Consider the following 21,568-nt stretch of genomic DNA (forward strand, 5'->3'; position numbering starts at 1 on the left):
GACGGTCACCGGTCGGTGGCGAACCCCCGCAGCCGTACCCGCCGCACCGCCCGGTCGGCGACCTCCACCACCTCGATGGTCAACCCGGGCAGCCGCAGCGTCTCACCCGGCTCACTCGGCAGGTGACCCAGCCGCGCCAACACCAGCCCGGCCACCGTGGTGTACTCCCGGGACAGTGGAAAGCTCAGCCGCACCCCCAGGTCGGGCAGGTCGTGCAGCGGGAAGTCACCGGGCACCAGCAGCGACCCGTCCGGCTCCCGGGTCGCGCCGCGCACGTCGCGGTCGGTCTCGTCGTACAACTCGCCGACCACCTCGGCCAGCAGGTCCTCCAGGGTGACGATGCCGTCGATGCCGCCGTGCTCGTCGACGACCAGGGCCAGTTGCTGGTGTTCCTGGCGCAACTGCCGCAGCGCGTCGGCGACCGGCAGGGTGACCGGCAGCAGCAGCGGCGACCGGCACCACTCCCCCACCGTGCCCGTGCCAGCCCGCACCAGGTCGCGGATGTGGACCACGCCGCTCACGTCGTCCAGCCCACCAGGGCCGGTCACCGGCGCACGGGACCGGCCCGCGGCGGCGAGCCGACGCACACCCTCGTCGACGGCCAGGTCGCCCGGCAACGTGGTCACCTCCCGCCGCGCCACCAGGATCTCGCGCAGTGTCCGGCCGGCGATGTCGAACGCGCCGCTGAGGATCTCCCGCTGCTGCGCCGACAGGCCGCGCTGACTGACCAGCATCTCGCGCAGTTCCTCCTCGCTCATCTCCTCCCGGCTGGCCCGTGGGTCGCCGCCGGCGAGCCGGACCACCAGGTCGGTGGCCCAACTGAGCAGCCAGACCGCCGGCCGGGACACCCGGGCGAGCAGGTCCAGCGGCCCGGCGCTGAGCAGCGCCCAGCGCTCCGCCCGCTGCATGGCCAGCCGCTTCGGCGCCAACTCACCGAACACCAACGTGACGAAGGTCAGCGCCACCGTCACCAGCAGGACCGCGGCGGGACGGGCCGCCGCGCCGAGGAAGCCCAGCGGGGCGACGAGCGGCTGGGCCAGCGACACGGCGGCTGCCGCCGAGGCGAGAAACCCGGCCAGGGTGATGCCGAGCTGGATGGTGGCCAGGTAGCGGTTCGGGTCGCGGGCGAGCCGCACCAACCGGTCGCCGGCACGGGTTCGCCGCCCCAGCCGCCGCAGCTGCCCCTCGCGCAGCGTCACCAGGGCCATCTCGCTGCCGGAGAGCGCCGCGTTGATCAGCACCAGCACGGCCACCAGCGCCACCTGCCCGAGCTGGCCGCCCATCGCGCACCCCCGTCCGCCGCCTCAGGTCACTCAACCGCAGCGGACCCGGCCCCGGTCCGGTTTCCGGCGCTCAGTCGACCTCCAGGTCGTCCAGCGAGATGGCGTGCGTCATCAGCCACCGGGCCAGCGCCGACATGCCGAACAGCCACAGCGGAACCGACTCGGTGGGGCCGTTTGTCGCGTAGATGGCGAACCGCAGGTCCGGCGCGCGGTACGCCTCGATCCGCCACCGGTGCTGCCGGTCCCGCCAGACCGCCGAAGGGTCCATGGCGTCACCGTAGGTGACCGCCGCTGACCTGGGAGGCCATTGGCCCGACACCACCGCGCGCACGAGCGCTCAGGTCACGACGATCCGGGCGTCGTCGGGCAGTCGGCGGGTGGCGCCCCGGCGGTCCAGCAACTCCAGCAGTGGCACCGCCACCCGGCGGGTGGTGTCAAGCGCCTGCCGGGCCGCCGACAGGGTGAACGGCTGGGGCAGCCCGGCCAACACCCGGACCGCGTCGTCGAGCGCGTCGGGCAGCAGCACCACGTTGTCGGCCAGTCGCAGGAGAGCCCCGGCGCGCACGGCGGCTCCGATCTCCCGGGGACCCAGGCCCAGGTCGACGAGGTGGTCCGCCTCGGGGGCACGGAACGGCCGGTCGCCGTACTCGTCGCGGACCCGCTGCACGGCCCGGGCCACCGGCTCGGGCAGATCGGCCACACCCGCCGCACCAACCCGACCCGCGTGGACGCGCAGCGGCGGCCGAATCAGGGCCTCGACCAGCACCCGGTCGGGCAGTGCCAGGCGCTGACGCAGCACGTCCACAGGCATCCCGGGCTCCAGCGGGTGTTCCCGGGCGTAACGGGCGACCTCCTCGGTCACCTGGTCGCCGAGCCGCCGCCAGTGCGCGGGGTCGGCCAGCCAGTCACCGGCCACGGGCGCGACGTGTGCCGGCACACCCATCCGGATGAGCGTGCCGGCACGGATCAGTCGACGGCGGCGCAGTTCCCCGGCCAGGTCGGGTCGACCGTCCAGGTCGGCGAGGACCTGCGCGCGGGCCGCGGCGGCACCTCTTCGGGCCAGCGGTGGTGGCGCGACGTCGAGCACGCGTACGCCACCGGAGACGTGATGTCGACCCGGATCGCGCAGCAGCGCCCGGTCGCCGACCAGCAGCGGCAACGGCCGGGCCAGCCGGAGCCGGACGGTGTCCACGCCGAGCGGCCGAACCCGCACCGGCACCGCCGCCGACCCGACGTGCAGGGTGAGGGTGGCCGGCAGGTCGGCGGCCGGGTCGCCGGTGAGCCGGACGTCGACGACGTCGGTGCGGTGGAACCGGCCCGGGGTGAGCAGCGCGTCGCCTCGGCCGATCCGGTCGCGGGACGTACCCCGCAGGTTGACCGCCACCCGGGCGACGGCCGCGGCCTCCGGTCGGGCCTCACCCAGCGAGTGCAGGCCACGGACCCGGACCGTCTCCTGCGTGTCGGCCAACTCCAACTCGTCGCCCACCCGGAGGCGACCGGCGCCGAGGGTGCCGGTGACCACGGTGCCGCTGCCGCGCACGGTGAAGCTGCGGTCCACCCAGAGCCGGACCGGATCGTCCACGGCGGGCGCCGGCAGCCCGGCGGCGAGCCGGTCCAGGGCGGTGCGCAGCTCCGGCAGGCCGGCGCCGGTCAGACCGCTGACCGCCACCGCCTCCACCGCGCCGAGGCTGCTCGCGGCGATCTCGGCACGGGCCTGGGCCGTCGCCGGCCCCGGATCGGCCAGGTCGGCGCGGGTCACCGCCAGCAGGCCGTACCCGACGCCGAGCGCGTCGAGCGCGGCCAGGTGCTCGGCGGACTGCGGCATCCACCCCTCGTCGGCGGCGACCACGATCAGCGCGGCGGGCACCGGGCCGATCCCGGCGAGCATGTTCGGCACGAACCGCTCGTGACCGGGCACGTCGACGAAGGCGATGGTGCCGCCCGACGGCAGCGTCGTCCAGGCGAAGCCGAGGTCGATGGTCATTCCCCGGCGGCGTTCCTCGGCCCACCGGTCCGGTTCCATCCCCGTCAACGCCCGGACCAGGGTCGACTTGCCGTGGTCCACGTGCCCGGCGGTGGCGACGACGAACACGTCAGTCGTCCCCGGGCACCCGGAGCACGGCCGCTCGGACGGCCTCGTCGGCGTCGGCGGGCACACAGCGCAGGTCGAGCAGGAGTCGACCCCGCACCACCCGGCCGAGGATCGGCTGGTCTCCGGTGCGCAGCGGCGCCGCGTACCGCTCGGGCAGGCTCAACGCCCACGAGTCCAACTCCACGCCGGGGGCGCCCCCGCCGCCGACCACCGCGACGGCCGGCACCACCTCCGCCTTGCGGCCGTCCGCGCCGAGCCGGTCACGGAGCCGCTCCACCCGGCGGCGCAGGGCACCCGGGTCGGCGTGCAGCGCCGCCCGGGTGGGGGTGTCCGGCTGGTGCAGGGTGGCGGCGAGCGCGGCCAGGGTGAGCTTGTCCACGCGCAGCGCCCGGGCCAGCGGATGGCGGCGCAGCCGGTCGATCAGCTCGACGTCGCCGAGCAGCAGCCCTGCCTGCGGCCCACCGAGCAACTTGTCACCACTCGCGGTGACAAGCGCCGCGCCGGCGCGCAGGGTGGTGGCCGCGTCCGGTTCGTCGGGCAGCAACGGATCCGGGGTGAGCAGACCGGAGCCGATGTCGGCGACCACCGGCACGCCCAGCGTGGCCAGTTGCCGCACCGGCGTGGCCGAGGTGAAGCCGGTGACCTGGAAGTTCGACGGGTGCACCTTGAGCACGAAGCCGGTCTGCGGGCCGAGCACGGCGGCGTAGTCGGCGAGGGTGGTGCGGTTGGTGGTGCCCACCTCCCGCAGCCGGGCGCCGGTGCTCTCCAGCAGGTCGGGCAGGCGGAAGCCGTCCCCGATCTCGACCAGCTCGCCCCTGCTGACGACGATCTCCCGGCCGGCGGCCAACGCGGTGGCGGCCAACACCAGCGCGGCGGCGCCGTTGTTGACCACGTGTACGGCGCCCGCGTCGGGCACGGCGGCGGCGAGCGCGGCGAGCGCGTCCCGGCCGCGGCGAGCACGTCGCCCGGTGCTCAGGTCCAACTCCACGTCGGTGTGACCGGCGGCGGCCACGACGGCGGCGACAGCGGTGGTCGACAGTGCCGCCCGACCCAGGTTGGTGTGCAGCACCACGCCGGTCGCGTTCAGCACCGCGCGGGGGCTCGGCGCCGGCAACGCCGCGACCGCCGCGTCCCGAACCTCGTCGGGCCTGATCTCGCCTCGGCGGGCCCGCTCCTGCGTCCGGACGACGAGCGCCTTGACCCGATCCCGGCCAAGGGTCGAGGTGGCCGCGGCCAACTGCGGATCGGCCAGCAACGTGTCGGTGCGAGGCACCCGGCGTCGCGGATCCACCGCACCGTCGCGCATCGCGTCATCTCCTGCCCATGTTGGCGGAGACGGACGGGAATCGAACCCGCCTGGCCCGGGTCCCGGACCACACCGGTTTTGAAGACCGGGAGGGGCACCAGCCGCCTGAACGCCTCCGTCGGCCATTCGATCACAACGCCGACGTGGGCGCTCAGTCAGCCGGCAGATCCGCCCCGGCCCGCCGGGCGTTCACCCGCTCGCGTTGCGGCACGACCGTGTAGCGCGGGTCGCGGGCCGACGCGACACCGCCGTAGAAGATGCCGAACCGGGTGGCGACCGACGCGCCCAGCAACGCGGCCCCAGAGAGCGCGCCGACCGTCCTGCTGCGTCGGCCGAGCAGCGCCCCGGTGACCCCGGCGGCGGTCAGCCACCGGCCGGCGCGCAGCAGCCGACCGGGCCGACCCCGCCGATAGGGCTCACTGAGCAGCCCGAGCCGGGTCTCCACCCGATGTGCGCCGTACAACTCCAGGGCCGCGCCGGCCACCGCCATCCGCCGGGCCGGCCCGGCCTCGGCGGGCGGCGCGGCGAGCAGACCCACGCCGGCGCCGCTGGCCAGGGCGCTGCCCGCGAAGACGATCGGCAACTCGGGGTACGCCTCATGCCACGACGGCACCGCCGTGTCGGCGAGCAACACCCCGGTGTACGTGGCCAGCGCCGGTGCCGTGGCGGCGGCGAGCAGCCCAGCCGCGTGCCCGACCGGTGGCAACGCCCGGCGGGCCAGCCCGAGCAGCCCACGCCGAGGCAGCAGACCGGCGCCCTCGGCGATCGCGGCGACCCCGGCGGCCGGCCCGTACGCGGTGAGGATCCAGGTGCCCACCGACATGGGCGAGGTCGGCTTGGCCACCCGCAGCATGTGGTGGAACCGCGCCGGCCGACCCAGATCCCTGATCAGGAACACGGCGCTGGCGGTCACGGCGGTCAGGGCGGTGACCCGACCGGCACGGCGCAGCGTCGGCCGGCCTGTGACCTGCCCTCCGGCGGCGAGCAGCGACGAACCGGCGGCCAGACCTCCGGTGAACAGGTACGCGGCGATGTCCCACTTCCAGACCGGCGCCTTCAGGATCGGCCGGCCGTAGTACGAGGTGAACTCGGCCTCCGGCACCCGCAGTTCCTCGCCGCCACCGCGCCGGCCACCGCGCCGACCGCCCTGCCGGCCGGAACCTCGGGCGGTGGGTCGGGCGGCCCCGGGTGGCGATGGAGCCGGGTCCGTGGGCGTGTCCGCGCGGTCGGTGCTCTCGGCCGCGAGACGGTCGGCGTTCTCGGCGGCGAGGCGGTCGCGGAAGCGGCGGAACAGGTCGCCCACCGGGGGGCGGTGTGGACTCACGAGTTTCTCCCGACGAAAGCGACGACGGTTGCCGCCGCCATGGCCAGTGCGGCGAGGCCGGCGCGTTTCCACATCGCCGGCAGGTCCCGCGTGGTCACCACCGGATCCGGCGGCAACCCATACACCTCCGGCTCATCCAACAGCAGGAAGAACGCCCCATCCCCACCGACACCGTCGTTCGGGTCATGCCCATACAACCGCGCCTCAGGCACCCCCCGCTCATGCAGCGTGGCGACCCTCGTCGCAGCCCGCTCCCGCAACTCATCGAGGGGCCCGTACTGAATCGACTCCGTCGGACACGCCTGCGCACACGCCGGCGTCATCCCCGCACCCAACCGGTCATAACAGAGCGTGCACTTCCACGCCCGACCATCACCCTTACGCTGATCAATCACCCCATACGGACACGCCGAAATGCAGTAACCACACCCATTACAGATGTCCTCCTGCACCACCACCGTCCCGAACTCGGTCCGAAACAACGAACCCGTCGGACACACATCCAGACACGCCGCATGAGTGCAGTGCTTACACACATCCGACATCATCAACCACCGGAAATCACTGCGCCCCTCCGCACCGGTACCCCGACCCGGCGGCTGCGCCCCCGGCATCCCCAGGAACTGCGGTCCCGCGCCCGCGTCGACCGACCGCTGCGGGCCGGCGCTCACCGGCTCGCCGAGCACGTCCGCCGACGGCGGGTGCTGCCCAGCCGGGCGGGGCTGCTCGATGAACGCGACGTGGCGCCACGAGTTCGCGGTCAGGGCACCCGTGTTGTCGTACGACATGCCCAGCAGGTCCAGGCCGCTCTCCGGGACCAGGTTCCACTCCTTGCAGGCCACCTCGCACGCCTTGCAGCCGATGCAGACGCTGGTGTCGGTGAAGAACCCCATCCGCGGCGGCGCGTCCACATAGCCGGCGTCAGGCGCCGGGTCAAGCGGCCCGTACAGGCTGTTCGGGTCAGGAAGCACCGTGTCCCTCCCCATCGCTGTCCGTGGTGACGGCCGGCGCGTGCCCGCCCGCGGTGATCCCGGCCCGGCGCTGGTAGTCGGCGACCAGGTCCAGCAGGTGTTGTCCTCGCGGGCGACGGCCGGGCCGCACGTCGCAGGTGCCGACCTTGCTCTCCTGGATCAGCACGTTCGGGTCGAGGCTGATGCCGAACAGGTCGTTGGCCGAGTCACCGGTGACCAGACCTTCGAAACCGAAGTGGTACGGCAACCAGACCTGGTGAATCACCCGGCCGTCCACGCGCAGCGGGGTGAGCCGATCGGTCACCAGCACCTTCGCCTCGATGGCCGCGCGGGCAGTCACCAGATGCGCCCAGTCGAGATGGGTGAGGCCACGCTCGACCGCCAACTCCGGCGACACCTCCACGAACATCTCCGGCTGCAACTCGGCCAGCGGCGACACGGTACGGCTCATCCCGCCGGCCGTGTGGTGCTCGGTGAGCCGGCTGACCGTGAAGACGTACGGGAAGACGCGGCTGTGTTCCTCCGGCGGGCTCGGGTTCACCGAGTTCACCGGGTGCGCGTACGACTTGCGGGTCGGGTTCGCCTGCTGGCGGTACAGCGGGTTGCGCACCGGCGACTCGACCGGCTCGTAGTGCGTCGGCAGCGGCCCGTCCAGGACGCCGCTGGGCGCGTACAACCAGCCCTTGCCGTCACCCTGCATGACGAACGGATCGTCACCGGCGATGCCCTCCGGCCCGGAGGCACCGGGCGGCGGCCGGTACGACGGCGGTTTGGTCTTCTCGAAGTCCGGCACGTCGTAGCCGGTCCACTCGCCCTTATCCGGGTCCCACCAGACGTACTTCTTACGTTCGCTCCACGGATTTCCGTCCGGGTCGGCGGAGGCGCGGTTGTAGAGGATCCGCCGGTTCGCCGGCCACGCCCAGCCCCACTCGGCAGCCACCCAGTCCTGCTCGTGGCGGGACTTGCGGCGGGCCGCCTGGTTGACGCCGTCGGCGTAGACACCCGTGTAAATCCAGCAGCCGATCGCGGTGGAGCCATCGTCGCGGGCATCGGCGAACGTGGACAGCGGGCGGCCGGTCGCCACGTCGTACCCGTTGATCTCGCGCAGGACCGCCTCGGCGCTCGGCTCGTCGTGCGGACCGTGCGTGGGATAGTCCCAGGTGAGGTCGAGCAACGCCCGGTCGCGTGGCAACCGCGAGTCGGCCAGCTTCTCCCGTAGCTTGCGGCCGAGGTGGTAGAAGAACCACAGCTCGGAGCGGGCGTCGCCCGGCGGTTCGACAGCCTTCTCCCGCCACTGCAACAAGCGTTGGGTCTGGGTGAACGTGCCCTCCTTCTCCACGTGTGAGGCGGCGGGCAGGAGGAACACCTCTGTGCGGCACTCCTCCGGAACGATTTCCCCGGTGGCCACCTCGGGGCCGTTCTGCCAGAACGTCGCGCTCTCGATCATGAACAGGTCCCGGACCACCAACCAGTCCAGGTTGGCCATCCCGAGCCGCTGTGCCCGCCCGTGCGCCGAGCCGACCGCCGGGTTCTGGCCGAGCAGGAAGTACCCCTTGATCTTCCCGTCGATCATGCTCAACACCTGCTGGTACGTGCCGTGATCGCCGGTCAGGCGAGGCAGGTAGCCGTAGCAGAAGTCGTTCTCCGGTGTCGCCGCGTCGCCCCAGTACGCCTTGAGCAGGCTGGCGGCGAACGACCCGGCGTTGCCCCAGAAGCCCTTCTGGCCGGGGTGGCGGATGCTGTCCACCCATTCGTCGAAGGTGGGGTGGTCGGCGTGGTGCGGCATCGGGAGATAGCCCGGCAGCAGGTTGAACAGCGTCGGGATGTCGGTGGAGCCCTGGATGCTGGCGTGCCCGCGCAGCGCCATGACCCCACCGCCGGGGCGGCCCATGTTGCCCAGCAGGAGCTGGATGATCGCGCCGGTCCGGATGTACTGCACGCCCACGCTGTGCTGCGTCCAGCCGACCGAGTAGATCAGCATGCCGGTGCGGTCCCGGCCGGAGTTCCGCGTCCACGCCTGGGCCAGCTCCAGGAACTGGTCCTGGGGGATGCCGCAGACCCGCTCCACCATCTCCGGGGTGTAGCGGGCGAAGTGCCGCTTGAGGATCTGGTAGACGCAGCGCGGGTGCTGCAACGTCTCGTCGCGCTGGGTCTGCCCGCCCACCGGCGCGCCGTGCGACTCGTGCTCCAACCCGGCCGCGGTGTCGCGCTCCTTGGCCGTGTGGCCGCTGCCCGAGGAATCCTCGCTCCCCGCGTACTGCCAGCTGTCCTGCACGTAGCTTCCGGTCTCCGGGTCGAAGCCGGAGAAAAACCCGTCGCCGTCCTCGGTGTCGCTGAACTGGTCACTGACGATCGTGGCCGCGTTCGTGTACGACAGCACGTACTCCCGGAAGTCCAACTCGTTGTCCAGGATGTAGCGCACCACCCCGCCGAGCAGCGCGATGTCCGTGCCCGCCCGGATCGGCAGGTACGCATCAGCCACCGCACTCGTCCGAGTTAACCGCGGGTCGACATGGAACACCTTCGCACCACGACGCTTGGCCTCCATCACCCACTGGAAACCCACCGGATGCGCCTCGGCCATGTTCGAACCCTGAATGACGATGACGTCAGCGTTGGCGATGTCCTGCTGGAAATCCGTCGCACCGCCACGACCGAAGCTGGCCCCCAGACCGGGGACGGTGGCGGAGTGTCAAATACGGGCCTGGTTCTCGATCTGGAGTGCCCCCATCGCGGTGAACAACTTCTTGATGAGGTAGTTCTCCTCGTTGTCCAGCGTCGCCCCACCCAGGCTGGAGATCCCCAGCGTCCGGTTGAGCGGCCGGCCCTGCGTGTCGACGTCCTCCCAGGTCTGCTCGCGTGCGGCGAGCACCCGGTCGGCGATCATGTCGAGCGCGGTGTCGAGCTCCAGGTCTTCCCACTGCGTCGAGTACGGCCGGCGGTAGCGGACCTTCGTCTGCCGCAGTGGACTGGTCACCAGGCTCTTACTCGCCGAGCCCTTCGGACAGAGCCGACCCCGCGAGATCGGGCTGTCCGGATCGCCCTCGATCTGCGTGACCTGCCCGTCCTTGACGAACACCCGCTGACCACAACCCACCGCGCAGTACGGGCACACGGACCGCGCGACACTGTCGGCGGTCTCGGTGCGGGCGGTCAGCCCCGCCGAACGGGCGGACTGCGCCGCGGCACCCCGGCCGAGCGGATCGGTGCCGGTGAGCTGCCGATAAACCGGCCAACCCTCGATGAACGTCCGCAGACCCATCTCCGACACCCCCTCCCACGCGAGCGACCTCATGAACATAAGTCAGACGAGCCATCTTCGCGAACCAGGGTTTCAGCAGCTGGGCACAGACAGCGCCGCCCTCGACCGGGTGGGTCGGGGGCGGCGCTGGTGTCGGTGTGCAGGTCGCCTCTCGGCGAGTGGCGCGACGCGGCTCCAGCCTGACGGTATTCCGCGACGGCGATATTAGGTGAGGCCCGGGGACACTGAGTCACACCGACACTCGTCCACAACCACCAAGCGCCCCACCTTGTTCCCCCACCCCGCCGACCGCACCGCATTGCGGCCCCTCATCGCCCAAGCCCCGCGTCGCCACGAGATCTTGGACAGTTTCCGTTAGCGGGGCGCGGGCCCGGTTAACGGAAACTGTCCAAGATCTGCGACCAACGTCAGGTGCGGCAGGCCATCCACCTACCGCACCAACCAACAACGCGTCACGCGCCAACCCGACCCACACCAGTGCGTCGAACCCCGTCATGGCGCGCGTCTGGGTCTGGATATGCCGCTGGCCGGCGCCCCGTGGTGGGGGTGCCGGCCAGCGGTTCTCTCGTGGTGCGGGGGTCAGCTGTTCCAGTACTGGCCGACCAGATCGGCGGCCTGCTGCTCCCACTGGGCGTAGGCGTCCGGGTACGCCGAGACCTGCACGGTCTGCGCGGCGTCGGTCAGCGGCATGTCCTGCCAACCGTCAACCTGCTTCAGACCCTTGAGGAAGGCGGTGGTGGAGTAGTCGGGGTCGGTGATCTGCTCCGGCGTACCCCAACCACTGGACGGGCGCTGCTGGAACAGGCCCTGCGAGTCGTGGTCGTTACGGTCACCGAGGTGACCCAGGTTCTCCAGCTTCGACTCCTGCAGACTCGTCGCGATCGAGATCACCGCGGCCCGCTCCGGCAGGCCAGCCTTCTTCGTCGCGGCGATGATCGCCTTCACGTTCGCGGTCTGCTCGTCGTTGAGGGAGATGTGCGACTGGGCGCCCTGCACGCCGTGCGGGATCAGCTTGGCGGTGTCGGGCTTGTCAGCCTGCACGGCGACCGCTGCCGGCTTGGCATCCACCGGGGTGGCGGCGTGGGCGATCGGGCCGGCGAAGACGCCACCGGCGAACGCGAGACCAGCAACAGACAGCACACTCTTACGAATAATCGTGTTCATGGGTTAGCTCCTTCGGGGGTAAGGACACCCGACCACCAAGGGGGGACGGTGGCGCGGGTGTGAGCACCTCGTCCGGCGCTGCACAAACGGGGAAAGTCTTGGGGTTCGGCGGCCTACGGGCGGGGCCTCGTGGCGCCGGGTCCAGATGTAACGACCCGGGGGGCCGGGGTCATTCCGGGGGCGGCCCATCCACACGTCGAACCTCGATCGTGGGGGTTGTAACGACCCGAGGGCCGGAGTCATTCCGGCGGCCCGTCGAGCCGGTGCGGTCGGTCGTGGGGGTTGTAACGACCGGGCCGGGCCTGGCATTCCAACCCGGGTGCGGGGCCGGTGCGGGGCGGGCCGGCGGCCGGTGGTACTGCGATCGTCAGGGTATGTAACCCGTCCGGGGCCGCCACGATTCCAGCCTCAGGATGCCACCGGTCACACCCAGCAACCACCCACGAGCGACATTTCACCCAGGCTGGCATGGCTCGACCGACCAGACCGGCCGCTCGGGGATGATCGACTCGACATCGCCGATATCGGTGTATCAACGGCACCGGGATACCCCGATATCGGCGATGTCGAGTCGATCAACCCGCCTTGCCGCCGCTGGGCGCTGGGCGCGGTGCGCGGACGGGGGACATTTACGCCCGCGATCTGCAGAAAATCACCCAAACGCCCCAGACCACGCCGCCCAAACACACCCCAACCCGGGCCGCCCGAACACCCGACCCAGCGCGCGGGTCGGCCTGTGCCCAGCGCACGGTCGGCGGCATCGTCCCGACACGGTCGGCAGCATCGTCCGACACGGGTCGGCAGCAATCGTCCGACGAACGACCCAGGGCCGCACAACACGCGTGACCGGTCCAGAGACGGACACGGCGAAGCCGGCCCCATTCACGACAAACCCGCCACAGCCCGCCAACCTCAGCGACAACCACGCACCGCCCGGGCGGTATCAGCCACATGCCGCCCCGGCAACTCGGGCACGACGAGGAGCCGATCCGAGGCGGTAGGTGCGCGGTGAGCGACACCGGCTCGGGCGGGCGTTACCCTGACACCATGCAGGCCGTTTCCCCCACCGCGACCGGCGTGGCCTTCCTGGCCCGTCCGGGTCGCCCTGCCGTGGTGGCGCGGACGCTCTCCGAGCTTGCCGGTCCCACCCGGGGCGTGGTGGAGCTGCCGGTGCGGTTGATGTGGAACGCCGAGCGCACCTTCGACCTGGGCGACCCGGACCAACTGCTCTGGATGTACGAAAACGTGCTCCGGGAGACCACCCGCGCTGAGGACCTGCGCGTCCTGATCAACGGGCGGACATTGCGCCGGGTGTGGCGGCTGCTCAACCTGCCGCGAGGCGTACGCCTGGCGTGGGAGAGCCGGCACCGCGGCCTGCGCGCGGCGTGATCGCGCCACACCTGCACGAGTTCTACCGGGAGGTGGCCCGAGTCGCGCTGACCGCCGCCGGGCCGCACCGGTTCGTGTTGGGTGGCGGGGTGGCCTGGGCCGCGCACGGGTTGGTCGCCCGCCCGACGGAAGACGTGGACCTCTTCGCCGACGTGGAGGGTGCCGCCGCGGCCGCCTCCAACGGAGTACGCGTGGCGCTCGAGCGCGCCGGGTTCACCGTCACCGACGCCGACCCGGACAGTGAGCTGGACGAACTGTTCGACGGGTACGACCAGGACATGAAGGATTTCGTGGTGAGCCGTGACGGGCGGCAGATCCGGCTCAGCCTGGCCCGGCTCGACCGGCAGCAGAGCCCGGTGGTGATGGACCTCGGCCCGGTGATGGACGTCCGCGACCTGGTCGCCAACAAGATCGCGGCGTTGGTCAACAGGCGGGAGGTCCGTGACTTCATCGACGTGGCAGCCGCCCTGGAGCACTACGACGTGACGGAGTTGCTGGTGCTGGCCCGGCAGGTCGACCCGGCCCTGGATCCGGCGGACGTGCGGGCCGCTGGCCGTTACCTGGACCGACTGTCCGAGCAGCGCTTCGGCCGCTACGGGCTGGGCGCAGCCGACGTCGCCCAGGTCCGGCGGCGCTTCGCCGCCTGGCCACGCTGACGTCGACTCCGGCTGAGGCCCGAGACCGAGACTGACGCGGAAGCGGACTAACCAACCAACGGAACGCGCTACGCCACCCGCACGCCGCAACGCCGGACCAAAGGGCACCGCGCCGCCGGGCGGACGACCCGGGGAACGCCCACCCGGCGGCGGATCACTTGGTCGGTCGACCGCCGGTGACCCCAAGGATCTCGCCGGTGACGTAGCTGGACTCCTGGGATGCGAAGAAGACGTACGCCGGGGCGAGTTCCGCCGGCTGACCAGGCCGGCCCTGCGGGGTGTCGGTGCCGAACTGCTCGACCTTCTCCTTCGGCATGGTGGCCGGGATCAGGGGCGTCCAGATCGGACCGGGCGCCACCGCGTTGACCCGGATGCCCTGCTCGGCCAGGTCGGCGGCGAGGGCCTTGGTGAAGTTCGCGATCCCCGCCTTGGTGGTGGCGTAGTCCAGCAACTGCGGCGACGGGTCGAACGCCTGGATCGACGCCGTGTTGATGATCGCCGACCCCTCGGGCAGGTGTGGGACGGCGGCCTTGCAGAGCCAGAACATCGCGTACAGGTTGGTTTTGAGCACCCGGTCGAACTGTTCGGTGCTGATGCCGAGGATGCCCTTGTCCTGCGACATCTGGTAGGCCGCGTTGTTGACCAGGATGTCGATGCCGCCCAGGTCACGTACGGTCCGGTCGATCAGGTCCTGGCAGTGTGCCTCGTCGGTGATGTCGCCGCGTACCGCGATGCCCCGCCGCCCGGCGTCCTCGACGAGTCGGATGGTCTCCCGGGCGTCGGCGTCCTCCTCCTCGCCCAGGTACGAGATGAGGACGTCCGCGCCCTCGCGTGCGAAGGCGATGGCGACGGCCCGGCCGATCCCCGAGTCACCGCCGGTGATCAGCGCCCGCTTGCCGTCAAGCTTTCCGCTGCCCCGGTACGACTCCTCGCCGTGGTCGGGCTTGGGCGTCATCTCGCCAGTCGAGCCGGGCGGCGTCTGCTGCTGGCCGGGCTGGCCGGACTGCTGGCCGTACTGGTTGGTCGGGTCCTGTTGGGTGTGCTGGTCCGTGCTCACCGACATCTCCTTCTGCGGCGCGACTCGGTCCCTGACTGCCCTACCCTGCGGTGGCCTGCGGAAACCGTAGGGTCGGCGGGGCGAGCATGGCGGCAGCGAGCGGCGCTGGTTATGGTGCGCGAGGCGCTCACGAGGCGCATCGACCCCCATGGAAGGGCACGACATGACCTCTCCCTCCGGCCCGTCGCGTCGCCGGGTGCTCGCCGCCGCGGCCGCGGCGGCGAGCGCGCCGCTGATCGCCGCCGCCCCCGCGCAGGCGGCCGGCCCGGCCCGGCCCCGCACCTGGGACCTCACCCTGCTGGGCACGTCGGACACTCACGGCAACGTCTACAACTGGGACTACTACCGCGACGCCGAGTACGACGACAGCAGGCAGAACGACATCGGCGTGGCGAAGCTGGCGACCCTCATCAACCAGATCCGTCGGGAGCGCCGCGGCAAGGCGACGCTGGTGCTCGACGCCGGCGACACCATCCAGGGCACTCCCCTGGCGACGTACTACGCCAAGCAGGAGCCGATCACCGAGACCGGTGTGAAGCATCCGATGGCGCGGGCGATGAACATCATCGACTACGACGCCGTGACGCTGGGCAACCACGAGTTCAACTACGGCCTGCCGCTGCTGGACCTGTGGATCCGCCAGCTCGGCTTCCCGGCGCTCGCCGCCAACGCGGTCAACGCGAAGACCGGCAAGCCGGCCTTCCTGCCGTACGTCATCAAGAAGGTCTCCCTCGGCTTCGCCGCGCCGACCCTGCGGGTGGGCATTCTCGGCCTCACCAACCCCGGCGTGGCCATCTGGGACCGAGGCAACGTCGAGGGCAGGCTGCGCTTCGACGACATGATCGCCACCGCGGCGAAGTGGGTACCGGTCATGCGTGCACGCGGCGCGGACCTCGTGCTGATCTCCGCGCACGGCGGCGACAGCGGCACCTCCAGCTACGGCCCGGAGCTGCCGAACGAGAACCCGGTGGCGCTGATCGCCCAGCAGGTGCCGGGGATCGACGCGATCCTCTTCGGTCACGCCCACAACGAGGTGGTGGAGCGGTTCGTCACCAACGAGCGGACCGGCGCGCAGGTGCTGCTCTCCGAGCCGTCGAAGTGGGGCCAGCGGCTCACCCGGATGGACTTCACCCTCGCCCGTGAGCGTGGCCGGTGGACGATCACCAAGAAGGCCGCCAGCATGCTCAACTCCAACACGGTGGTCGAGGACCCGAAGGTCCTCGCCGCGGTGCGGGCCCAACACCAGAAGACCGTGGCGTACGTCAACCAGGTGGTCGCCCAGTCCACGGTGGAGTTGTCGGCGGCCGAGTCGCGGTACAAGGACACGCCGATCCTGGACTTCATCAACCACGTGCAGACCGAGGTGGTGGGGGCGGCGCTGGCCGGCACCGCGTACGCCGATCTGCCGGTGCTGTCGATCGCGGCGCCGTTCAGTCGTACCGCGGTTTTCCCCGCTGGCGACGTCAAGATCCGCGACGTGGCCGGGCTGTACGTGTACGACAACACCCTCGAAGCGGTCGTGCTCAGCGGCGCCGAGGTGCGCGCGTACCTGGAGTACTCGGCGAAGTACTTCCGCACCCTCGCCCCGGGCGCCCCGGTGGACCCGGAGCAGATCAGCGACCCGGCGGTACCGGACTACAACTACGACGTCTTCTCCGGCCTGGACTACGACATCGACATCTCCAAGCCGGTGGGTCAGCGGATCACCCGGCTGATCCTGCCGGGAACGGACACCCCGGTCGCGGACAACGCGCAGTTCGTGGTGGCGGTGAATAACTACCGGCGCAGTGGCGGCGGCAACTTCCCGGGCATCGTGAAGAGCCAGGTCTACAACGCGCAGCAGGAGATCCGCCAGTTGCTCATCGACTGGGCGCAGGAGCACGGGACGATCAACCCGGACGACTTCTTCCAGCCCAACTGGTGGCTGGTACGCGAAGGCGTGCCGGTCTTCTGACCGCGGTACGACAGGCGGGCCGTGGGTGGCGACACCCGCGGCCCGTCGCGTGTTTCTCAGCCCTGCACGTTCCAGCGCACCGGGTCCTCGGCCTTCTCCGGGCAGTCACGCCCGGGATCGGTTTCGGTCAGCGCGACCCGCTCGTCCGGACGGACGGCGGGCGGCAACTATCCGAACCGGATGTGGCGCAGGAACGCGTACTCGTCGTCGGTGAACGGCTGCTCGGCCATCGGCGCCTCCCCTGCTCCCCGTCATTGTCCGGCCGCCGAGCGGTCCGGTGCCACCTGTCACGTTGCTGTGGTTTGCGCGTGCCGTTCGGGTGCGGCCGCACACCCCGCGTAATGCGTCCTAGGATCCTGGGTGATTGATGAAGGCTGGTCGATCAGGCGCGTCGCCCCGGTCAGGGAGTCGCAGAGACCGGCCTGCTTGCGGTCGTCGATTTCCTGGTGGGCGCCGCGGCCCAGGTGGCGAGCGCTCGTTGGGATACGGCGGATCAGCTGTGGGCGTCGGCGAGCGACGGCCGGCGAGGTTCGGGCAGCCGCTCCAGCACCGCGAGCGCCGCCCGGATCGGCCGGCGTTCCAGCATCTCGTCGAAGCTCGCCCGGCCCTGGCAGAACCGGACGAACATCCGCCACCCCGGCGGGGTCGCCAACAGGGCGTGGAACACCGCCGGGCGACGGGTGAACAGGTCAAGCAGCCGGAACCCCGCCCGCATCGACGGCACCAGTCGCTCGGCGACCGCCCGCTCGTAGCCGGCCAGCTCCCCGTCGGCGACGGCCGCGCCGGCCAACTCACCGGAGCGCAGCGCGAAGCTGATGCCCTCGCGGCTCCACGGCTCCAACAGCCCGGCCGCGTCCCCCACCACGAGCACCCGGCCGTTCCGCAACGGCGAATCCTCCTCGCGGCACCGGGTCAGGTGACCCGAGTCGTGCTCCGCCGGCAACCCGGTCAGCCCCAACCGGTCCACGAACTGCCGCAGGTACGCGCGGGTCCCCTCCCCCGCGCCCCGGCCCGCGATCACGCCGACGGTCAACCGGTCGCCCTTCGGGAACACCCAGGCGTAGGAGCCGGGCATCGCGCCCCAGTCCAACAGGAGCCGCCCCCGCCAGCGCTCCTGCTCGGCGGGCGGCACGGGCACCTCCAACTCCAGCCCCAGATCCACCTGCCGGTACCGCACGCCCACGTGCCGGGCGGTCACCCCTGAGGAGCCGTCCGCGCCGATCACCGCACGGGCGGTGAGGGTCGTACCGTCGGCCAGCCGCAGGCGTACCCCCTCAGGGTCCTGCTCGATCGCGCGGACCGCGACCCGCTCCCGCATCTGCGCGCCGGCGGCGACCGCCGCCGCGCGCAGCCGGTCGTCGAACTCCTCGCGGCGCACCATGGTCAGCACCGGACTGCCGTTGCCACGGGTGAACTCCCGACGGCCGTCGCGGGTGAACGTCACCCGGTCCACCCGGTCGTTCGCGGGCACCTCGATCCGGTCCCGCACGGCCGCCAGCGAGGTGCCGATCAGGCCACCGCCGCAGGTCTTGTAGCGCGGGTGCTCGGCCCGCTCGACAACCAGGGTGCGGACGCCGGCACGGGCGGCGGCGTGTGCCGCGGAGAGCCCGGCGGGGCCGGCGCCGACGACGACGAGATCCCAGACGATCACGGATGCAGCCTAGGGCACCATCCGGCCCCCCCGACCCGGGCACGGCGGGCCGCCGACCGCCCGATCGGGTGGGCATCTTCGGCTACCCAGGGGGTAATCGACGCGGCGCAACCGTCCGCGCTGAGGCGGACGGGTCGAGAAGGAGGCGATCATGCAGCAGGTGCCGCTGTCGGAGATCGAGCAACGGGTATACCAGGCCGTCACCACCCTCGAAGCACGCGGCCAGGTGCCCTACCCGGATCTGATCGCCGAAGGGTCCGGGCTCACCGAGGAACAGGTGCACGAACCGCTGCACATGCTCACCGAGAAGGGCCTGCTGCACCGCGAGGACTCGCCGATGGCCGGCCTCGACTTCGGCCCCCGGTTCTGCGCCCGCCAGATGGCGTGACCCGTCGCTCCACCCGCGACGATTCGCCCCCCGCTGGCCCGGCTAGCGGTCAGGAATGCGTGATCGACCGTCAGCGGGGGGCACGATGAGCACGGCACAACCGCCCCAGCCGGTCGACGCGGCGGAGAACCGCAGGCGCTGGCAGGCCGTCGGCGTCGGACTCGTCGCCGCGTTCATGACGCTGCTCGACGTGAGCATCGTCAACGTCGCGGTACCGTCCATCGATCGCGCGCTGCACGCCTCCCCGAGCGACCTGCAGTGGGTCCTGTCCGGGTACGCGCTGACCTTTGGCCTGGTCCTCGTGCCCGCCGGCCGATTCGGTGACGCCCGGGGCCGGCGCAACGCGTTCGTGTTGGGCATCGCGCTGTTCACCGCGACCAGCGCCCTCGCCGGCCTGGCCACCTCCCCCACCTGGCTGGTCGCCGCCCGGCTACTCCAGGGCGCCGCCGCCGGTGTGGTCAACCCGCAGGTGACCGGGTTGATCCAGGAACTGTTCCGGGGGCCGGAGAGGGCCCGCCCGTTCGGGCTGCTCGGCGCGACCATCGGCATCTCCACCGCCATCGGGCCGCTGCTCGGCGGGCTGCTCATCGCCATCGGCGGCGAGGCACACGGATGGCGGTGGGTCTTCTTCGTCAACGTACCCGTCGGCATCGTCGCGATGATCCTCGGCTGGCGCCTGCTGCCCGAACGCGCCGCGGGACGGGCTGGCCGGCGGCGGCTCGACCCGATCGGGGTGCTGCTGCTCGGCGTCGGAGTGGTCCTGGTCCTGCTGCCCCTCGTGCAGGAGCAGCAGTGGCGGACCCCCTGGAAGTGGGCACTCATCCCCGCCGGCCTGGCGGTGCTGGTCGCCTTCGGACTCTGGGAGCGGTGGTACGAGCGACACCGCGAACCCCTTTTCGACCTGCGGCTGTTCACCTTCCAGTCGTACACACTGGGATCGATCATCGCGCTGGTCTACTTCGGTGGCTTCACCGCGATCTTCTTCATCTTCACGCTGTTCCTGCAGAACGGCCTCGGCTACAGCGCGCTCATCGCCGGCCTGGCCATCACCCCGTTCGCCCTCGGGTCGGCCGCCGCGTCCGCGCTGGGCGGACGCATCGTCAACCGCTTCGGCCGGCCCCTGGTCGCCATCGGCCTGCTCGGCGTGGTGCTCGGGCTGGCCGCGACAGTGCTGGCGCTACGCTTCTGGCCGCACGCCCCCGCACCGTGGGTCACCGCCGGGCCGCTCCTCATCGCCGGCATCGGCAGCGGCCTGGTCATCGCCCCCAACCAGACCCTCACCCTCGCCCAGGTGCCCGTACCCCAGGCCGGCAGCGGCGCCGGCATGCTCCAGACCGGTCAACGCATCGGCGCGGCTGCCGGCATCGCCGCCGTCGGATCGATGTTCTTCTCCTCGCTGGCCGACAACCACGGCAACTGGGCCACCGCCTTCGAGATGTCCCTCCTGCTCGCCACCGGAATCATCGCGCTGGCGCTCGTCGCCGCGCTGATCGACATCTTCCGCAGCCGCAACCACACCAAAACCTGAAAACCTCAGGGGTACGCCGCCAGCCCCGGTCCCGCCGCCAGCCCGGTCCCGCCGCTGCCCCGGTCCCGCCGCTGCCCCGGTCCCGCCATTAGCCCGCTCCCGCCGCCAGCCCGGTCGCGCCGTTGCCCCGGTCCCGGCGTTGCCCCGGTCCCGCCATTAGCCCGGGCCTGCCGTTACCCCGCGCCTGCCGTTACCCCAGTCCCGGCGGCTGCCCGGAGCCACCGGCTGCCCGGGCCAGCGTCGAACCCGTCATGGCGCTGGCGCGCCTGGGTCTGGACATGCCGCTGGCCGGCCCCCCGTGTTCGGGGTGCCGGCCAGCGGTCGGTGTCATACGGGCGGGGTCAGCTGTTCCAGTACTGGCCGACGAGGTCGGCGGCCTGCTGCTCCCACTGGGCGTAGGCGTCCGGGTAGGCCGAGACCTGCACGGTCTGCGCGGCGACGGTCAGCGGCATGTCCTGCCAACCATCAACCTGCTTCAAACCCTTCAGGAACGCGGTGGTGGAGTAGTCGGGGTCGGTGATCTGCTCCGGCGAACCCCAACCACTGGACGGGCGCTGCTGGAACAGGCCCAGCGAGTCGTGGTCGTTACGGTCACCCAGGTGACCCAGGTTCTCCAGCTTCGACTCCTGCAGACTCGTCGCGATCGAGATCACCGCAGCCCGCTCCGGCAGACCAGCCTTCTTCGTCGCGGCGATGATCGCCTTCACGTTCGCGGTCTGCTCGTCGTTGAGGGAGATATGCGACTGCTCGCCCTGCGGCTTGACCGACTGCACGGCCACGGCGACAGGCTTGGCATCCACAGCCGGCGCGGCGGCGTGGGCGGCGATCGGACCGGCGAAGACGCCACCGGCGAACGCGAGACCAGCAACAGACAACACACTCTTACGAATGATCGTGTTCATGAGGGTTAGCTCCTTCGGGGGTAAGAACACCCACCCACCAGGGGGACGGTGGCGCGGGTGTGAGCACCTCGTCCGGCGCTGCACAAACGGGGGAAAGTCTTAACGTCGGCTGCCTACGAGCGGGGGGCTCGTGGCGCCGGGTCCAGATATAACGACCGACAGGCCAGGCTCATTCCGGGGGGCGGCCCATCCACACATCGAACCGGTGCGGCCGGTCGTGGAGGGTGTAACGACCGGCAGGCCGGGGGTCATTCCGGGGTGGCCCGTCGAACCGGTGCGGTCGGTCGTGGGGGATACAACGACCGGGGGCCGGGGGTCATTCCCGGAGGCGGCCCATCCGCTGGCACGGGCGAAACCCATGCGGTCGGTCGTGGGGAATACAACGACCGGGCGCGGCCTGGCATTCCAAACCCCGGTACGGGGCCGGCCAACGGCCGGTGGTACTGCGATCGTCAGGGTATGTAACCCGTCCGGGGCCGCCACCATTCCGGCCCCAGGATGCCGCCGGTCACACCCAGAAACCACCCACGAGCGACATATCACCCAGGCAGGCATGGCTCGGCCCGGCCAGACCGGCCGCTCGGAGATGATCCACTCCACATCGGCGATATCGGTGTATCAACGGCACCGGGATACCCCGA

Annotated in this window: 16 protein-coding genes and 1 tRNA gene; 5 read left to right on the plus strand and 12 right to left on the minus strand. The window is 71.4% G+C overall.

Annotation, left to right across the window (positions count from 1 at the left end):
• Positions 1–5: 5 nt before the first annotated feature.
• From ABZ780_RS30080 to ABZ780_RS30120, 9 genes are all read right to left on the minus strand, one after another.
• Positions 6–1,283, minus strand: a complete 1,278-nt coding sequence (locus tag ABZ780_RS30080) for a hemolysin family protein (RefSeq protein ID WP_357488196.1) — start codon at positions 1,281–1,283, stop codon at positions 6–8.
• A 70-nt stretch (positions 1,284–1,353) separates the two neighbouring features.
• The gene (locus ABZ780_RS30085) at positions 1,354–1,551 is read right to left on the minus strand and encodes a hypothetical protein (RefSeq protein WP_030327722.1); all 198 of its coding nucleotides are present in this window, start codon (positions 1,549–1,551) and stop codon (positions 1,354–1,356) included.
• 69 nt (positions 1,552–1,620) lie between these two features.
• Positions 1,621–3,375, minus strand: a complete 1,755-nt coding sequence (gene selB / locus ABZ780_RS30090) for a selenocysteine-specific translation elongation factor (protein WP_357488197.1) — start codon at positions 3,373–3,375, stop codon at positions 1,621–1,623.
• 1 nt (position 3,376) lies between these two features.
• On the minus strand, positions 3,377–4,681 hold the full coding sequence (selA, locus tag ABZ780_RS30095; protein WP_357000928.1) for an L-seryl-tRNA(Sec) selenium transferase: 1,305 nt from the start codon (positions 4,679–4,681) through the stop codon (positions 3,377–3,379).
• A gap of 21 nt (positions 4,682–4,702) precedes the next feature.
• Positions 4,703–4,798: transfer RNA gene (locus ABZ780_RS30100), tRNA-Sec, on the minus strand.
• 34 nt (positions 4,799–4,832) lie between these two features.
• Complete coding sequence (nrfD, locus tag ABZ780_RS30105) at positions 4,833–6,005, minus strand: NrfD/PsrC family molybdoenzyme membrane anchor subunit (protein WP_357488198.1); 1,173 nt, start codon at positions 6,003–6,005, stop codon at positions 4,833–4,835.
• Positions 6,002–6,976: a 4Fe-4S dicluster domain-containing protein gene (locus tag ABZ780_RS30110; RefSeq protein WP_357488199.1), complete on the minus strand. Its 975-nt coding sequence runs from the start codon at positions 6,974–6,976 to the stop codon at positions 6,002–6,004. The genes nrfD and ABZ780_RS30110 overlap by 4 nt, the downstream gene beginning before the upstream one ends.
• On the minus strand, positions 6,966–10,238 hold the full coding sequence (gene fdh, locus ABZ780_RS30115) for a formate dehydrogenase (RefSeq protein ID WP_357488200.1): 3,273 nt from the start codon (positions 10,236–10,238) through the stop codon (positions 6,966–6,968). The genes ABZ780_RS30110 and fdh overlap by 11 nt, the downstream gene beginning before the upstream one ends.
• Before the next feature lie 579 nt (positions 10,239–10,817).
• Entirely contained in the window at positions 10,818–11,402 is a 585-nt protein-coding gene (locus ABZ780_RS30120; protein WP_357488201.1) for a hypothetical protein, read from the minus strand.
• A gap of 1,047 nt (positions 11,403–12,449) precedes the next feature.
• Between ABZ780_RS30120 and ABZ780_RS30125 the strand changes: the two genes are divergently transcribed.
• Together ABZ780_RS30125 and ABZ780_RS30130 are read left to right on the plus strand one after the other, a co-directional pair.
• On the plus strand, positions 12,450–12,791 hold the full coding sequence (locus ABZ780_RS30125) for a hypothetical protein (protein ID WP_357488202.1): 342 nt from the start codon (positions 12,450–12,452) through the stop codon (positions 12,789–12,791).
• Complete coding sequence (locus tag ABZ780_RS30130) at positions 12,788–13,447, plus strand: nucleotidyl transferase AbiEii/AbiGii toxin family protein (RefSeq protein ID WP_357488203.1); 660 nt, start codon at positions 12,788–12,790, stop codon at positions 13,445–13,447. The genes ABZ780_RS30125 and ABZ780_RS30130 overlap by 4 nt, the downstream gene beginning before the upstream one ends.
• Before the next feature lie 154 nt (positions 13,448–13,601).
• Here the strand turns inward: ABZ780_RS30130 and ABZ780_RS30135 are convergent, their stop codons facing one another.
• Positions 13,602–14,504 (minus strand): SDR family oxidoreductase, encoded by a 903-nt coding sequence (locus tag ABZ780_RS30135; RefSeq protein ID WP_357488204.1) that lies wholly within the window; start codon positions 14,502–14,504, stop codon positions 13,602–13,604.
• Between the two features lie 163 nt (positions 14,505–14,667).
• Between ABZ780_RS30135 and ABZ780_RS30140 the strand changes: the two genes are divergently transcribed.
• Positions 14,668–16,458, plus strand: coding sequence for a 5'-nucleotidase C-terminal domain-containing protein (locus ABZ780_RS30140; protein ID WP_357488205.1), 1,791 nt, complete (start codon positions 14,668–14,670; stop codon positions 16,456–16,458).
• A gap of 493 nt (positions 16,459–16,951) precedes the next feature.
• Here ABZ780_RS30140 and ABZ780_RS30145 read toward each other — a convergent pair whose 3' ends face one another.
• On the minus strand, positions 16,952–18,109 hold the full coding sequence (locus ABZ780_RS30145) for a geranylgeranyl reductase family protein (RefSeq protein ID WP_357488206.1): 1,158 nt from the start codon (positions 18,107–18,109) through the stop codon (positions 16,952–16,954).
• 151 nt (positions 18,110–18,260) lie between these two features.
• On the opposite strand from ABZ780_RS30145, the gene ABZ780_RS30150 reads away from it, so the two are divergent.
• A complete protein-coding gene (locus ABZ780_RS30150; RefSeq protein WP_357488207.1) occupies positions 18,261–18,497 on the plus strand; it encodes a hypothetical protein in 237 nt (78 codons plus the stop codon).
• Positions 18,498–18,552: 55 nt separating this feature from the next.
• A complete protein-coding gene (locus ABZ780_RS30155) occupies positions 18,553–20,025 on the plus strand; it encodes an MFS transporter (protein WP_357488208.1) in 1,473 nt (490 codons plus the stop codon).
• 341 nt (positions 20,026–20,366) lie between these two features.
• Here the strand turns inward: ABZ780_RS30155 and ABZ780_RS30160 are convergent, their stop codons facing one another.
• The gene (locus ABZ780_RS30160) at positions 20,367–20,927 is read right to left on the minus strand and encodes a hypothetical protein (protein ID WP_357000903.1); all 561 of its coding nucleotides are present in this window, start codon (positions 20,925–20,927) and stop codon (positions 20,367–20,369) included.
• Positions 20,928–21,568: the final 641 nt, after the last annotated feature.

The organism is Micromonospora sp. NPDC047467, from assembly GCF_040643095.1.
In the GTDB taxonomy this organism is placed as follows: domain Bacteria; phylum Actinomycetota; class Actinomycetes; order Mycobacteriales; family Micromonosporaceae; genus Micromonospora.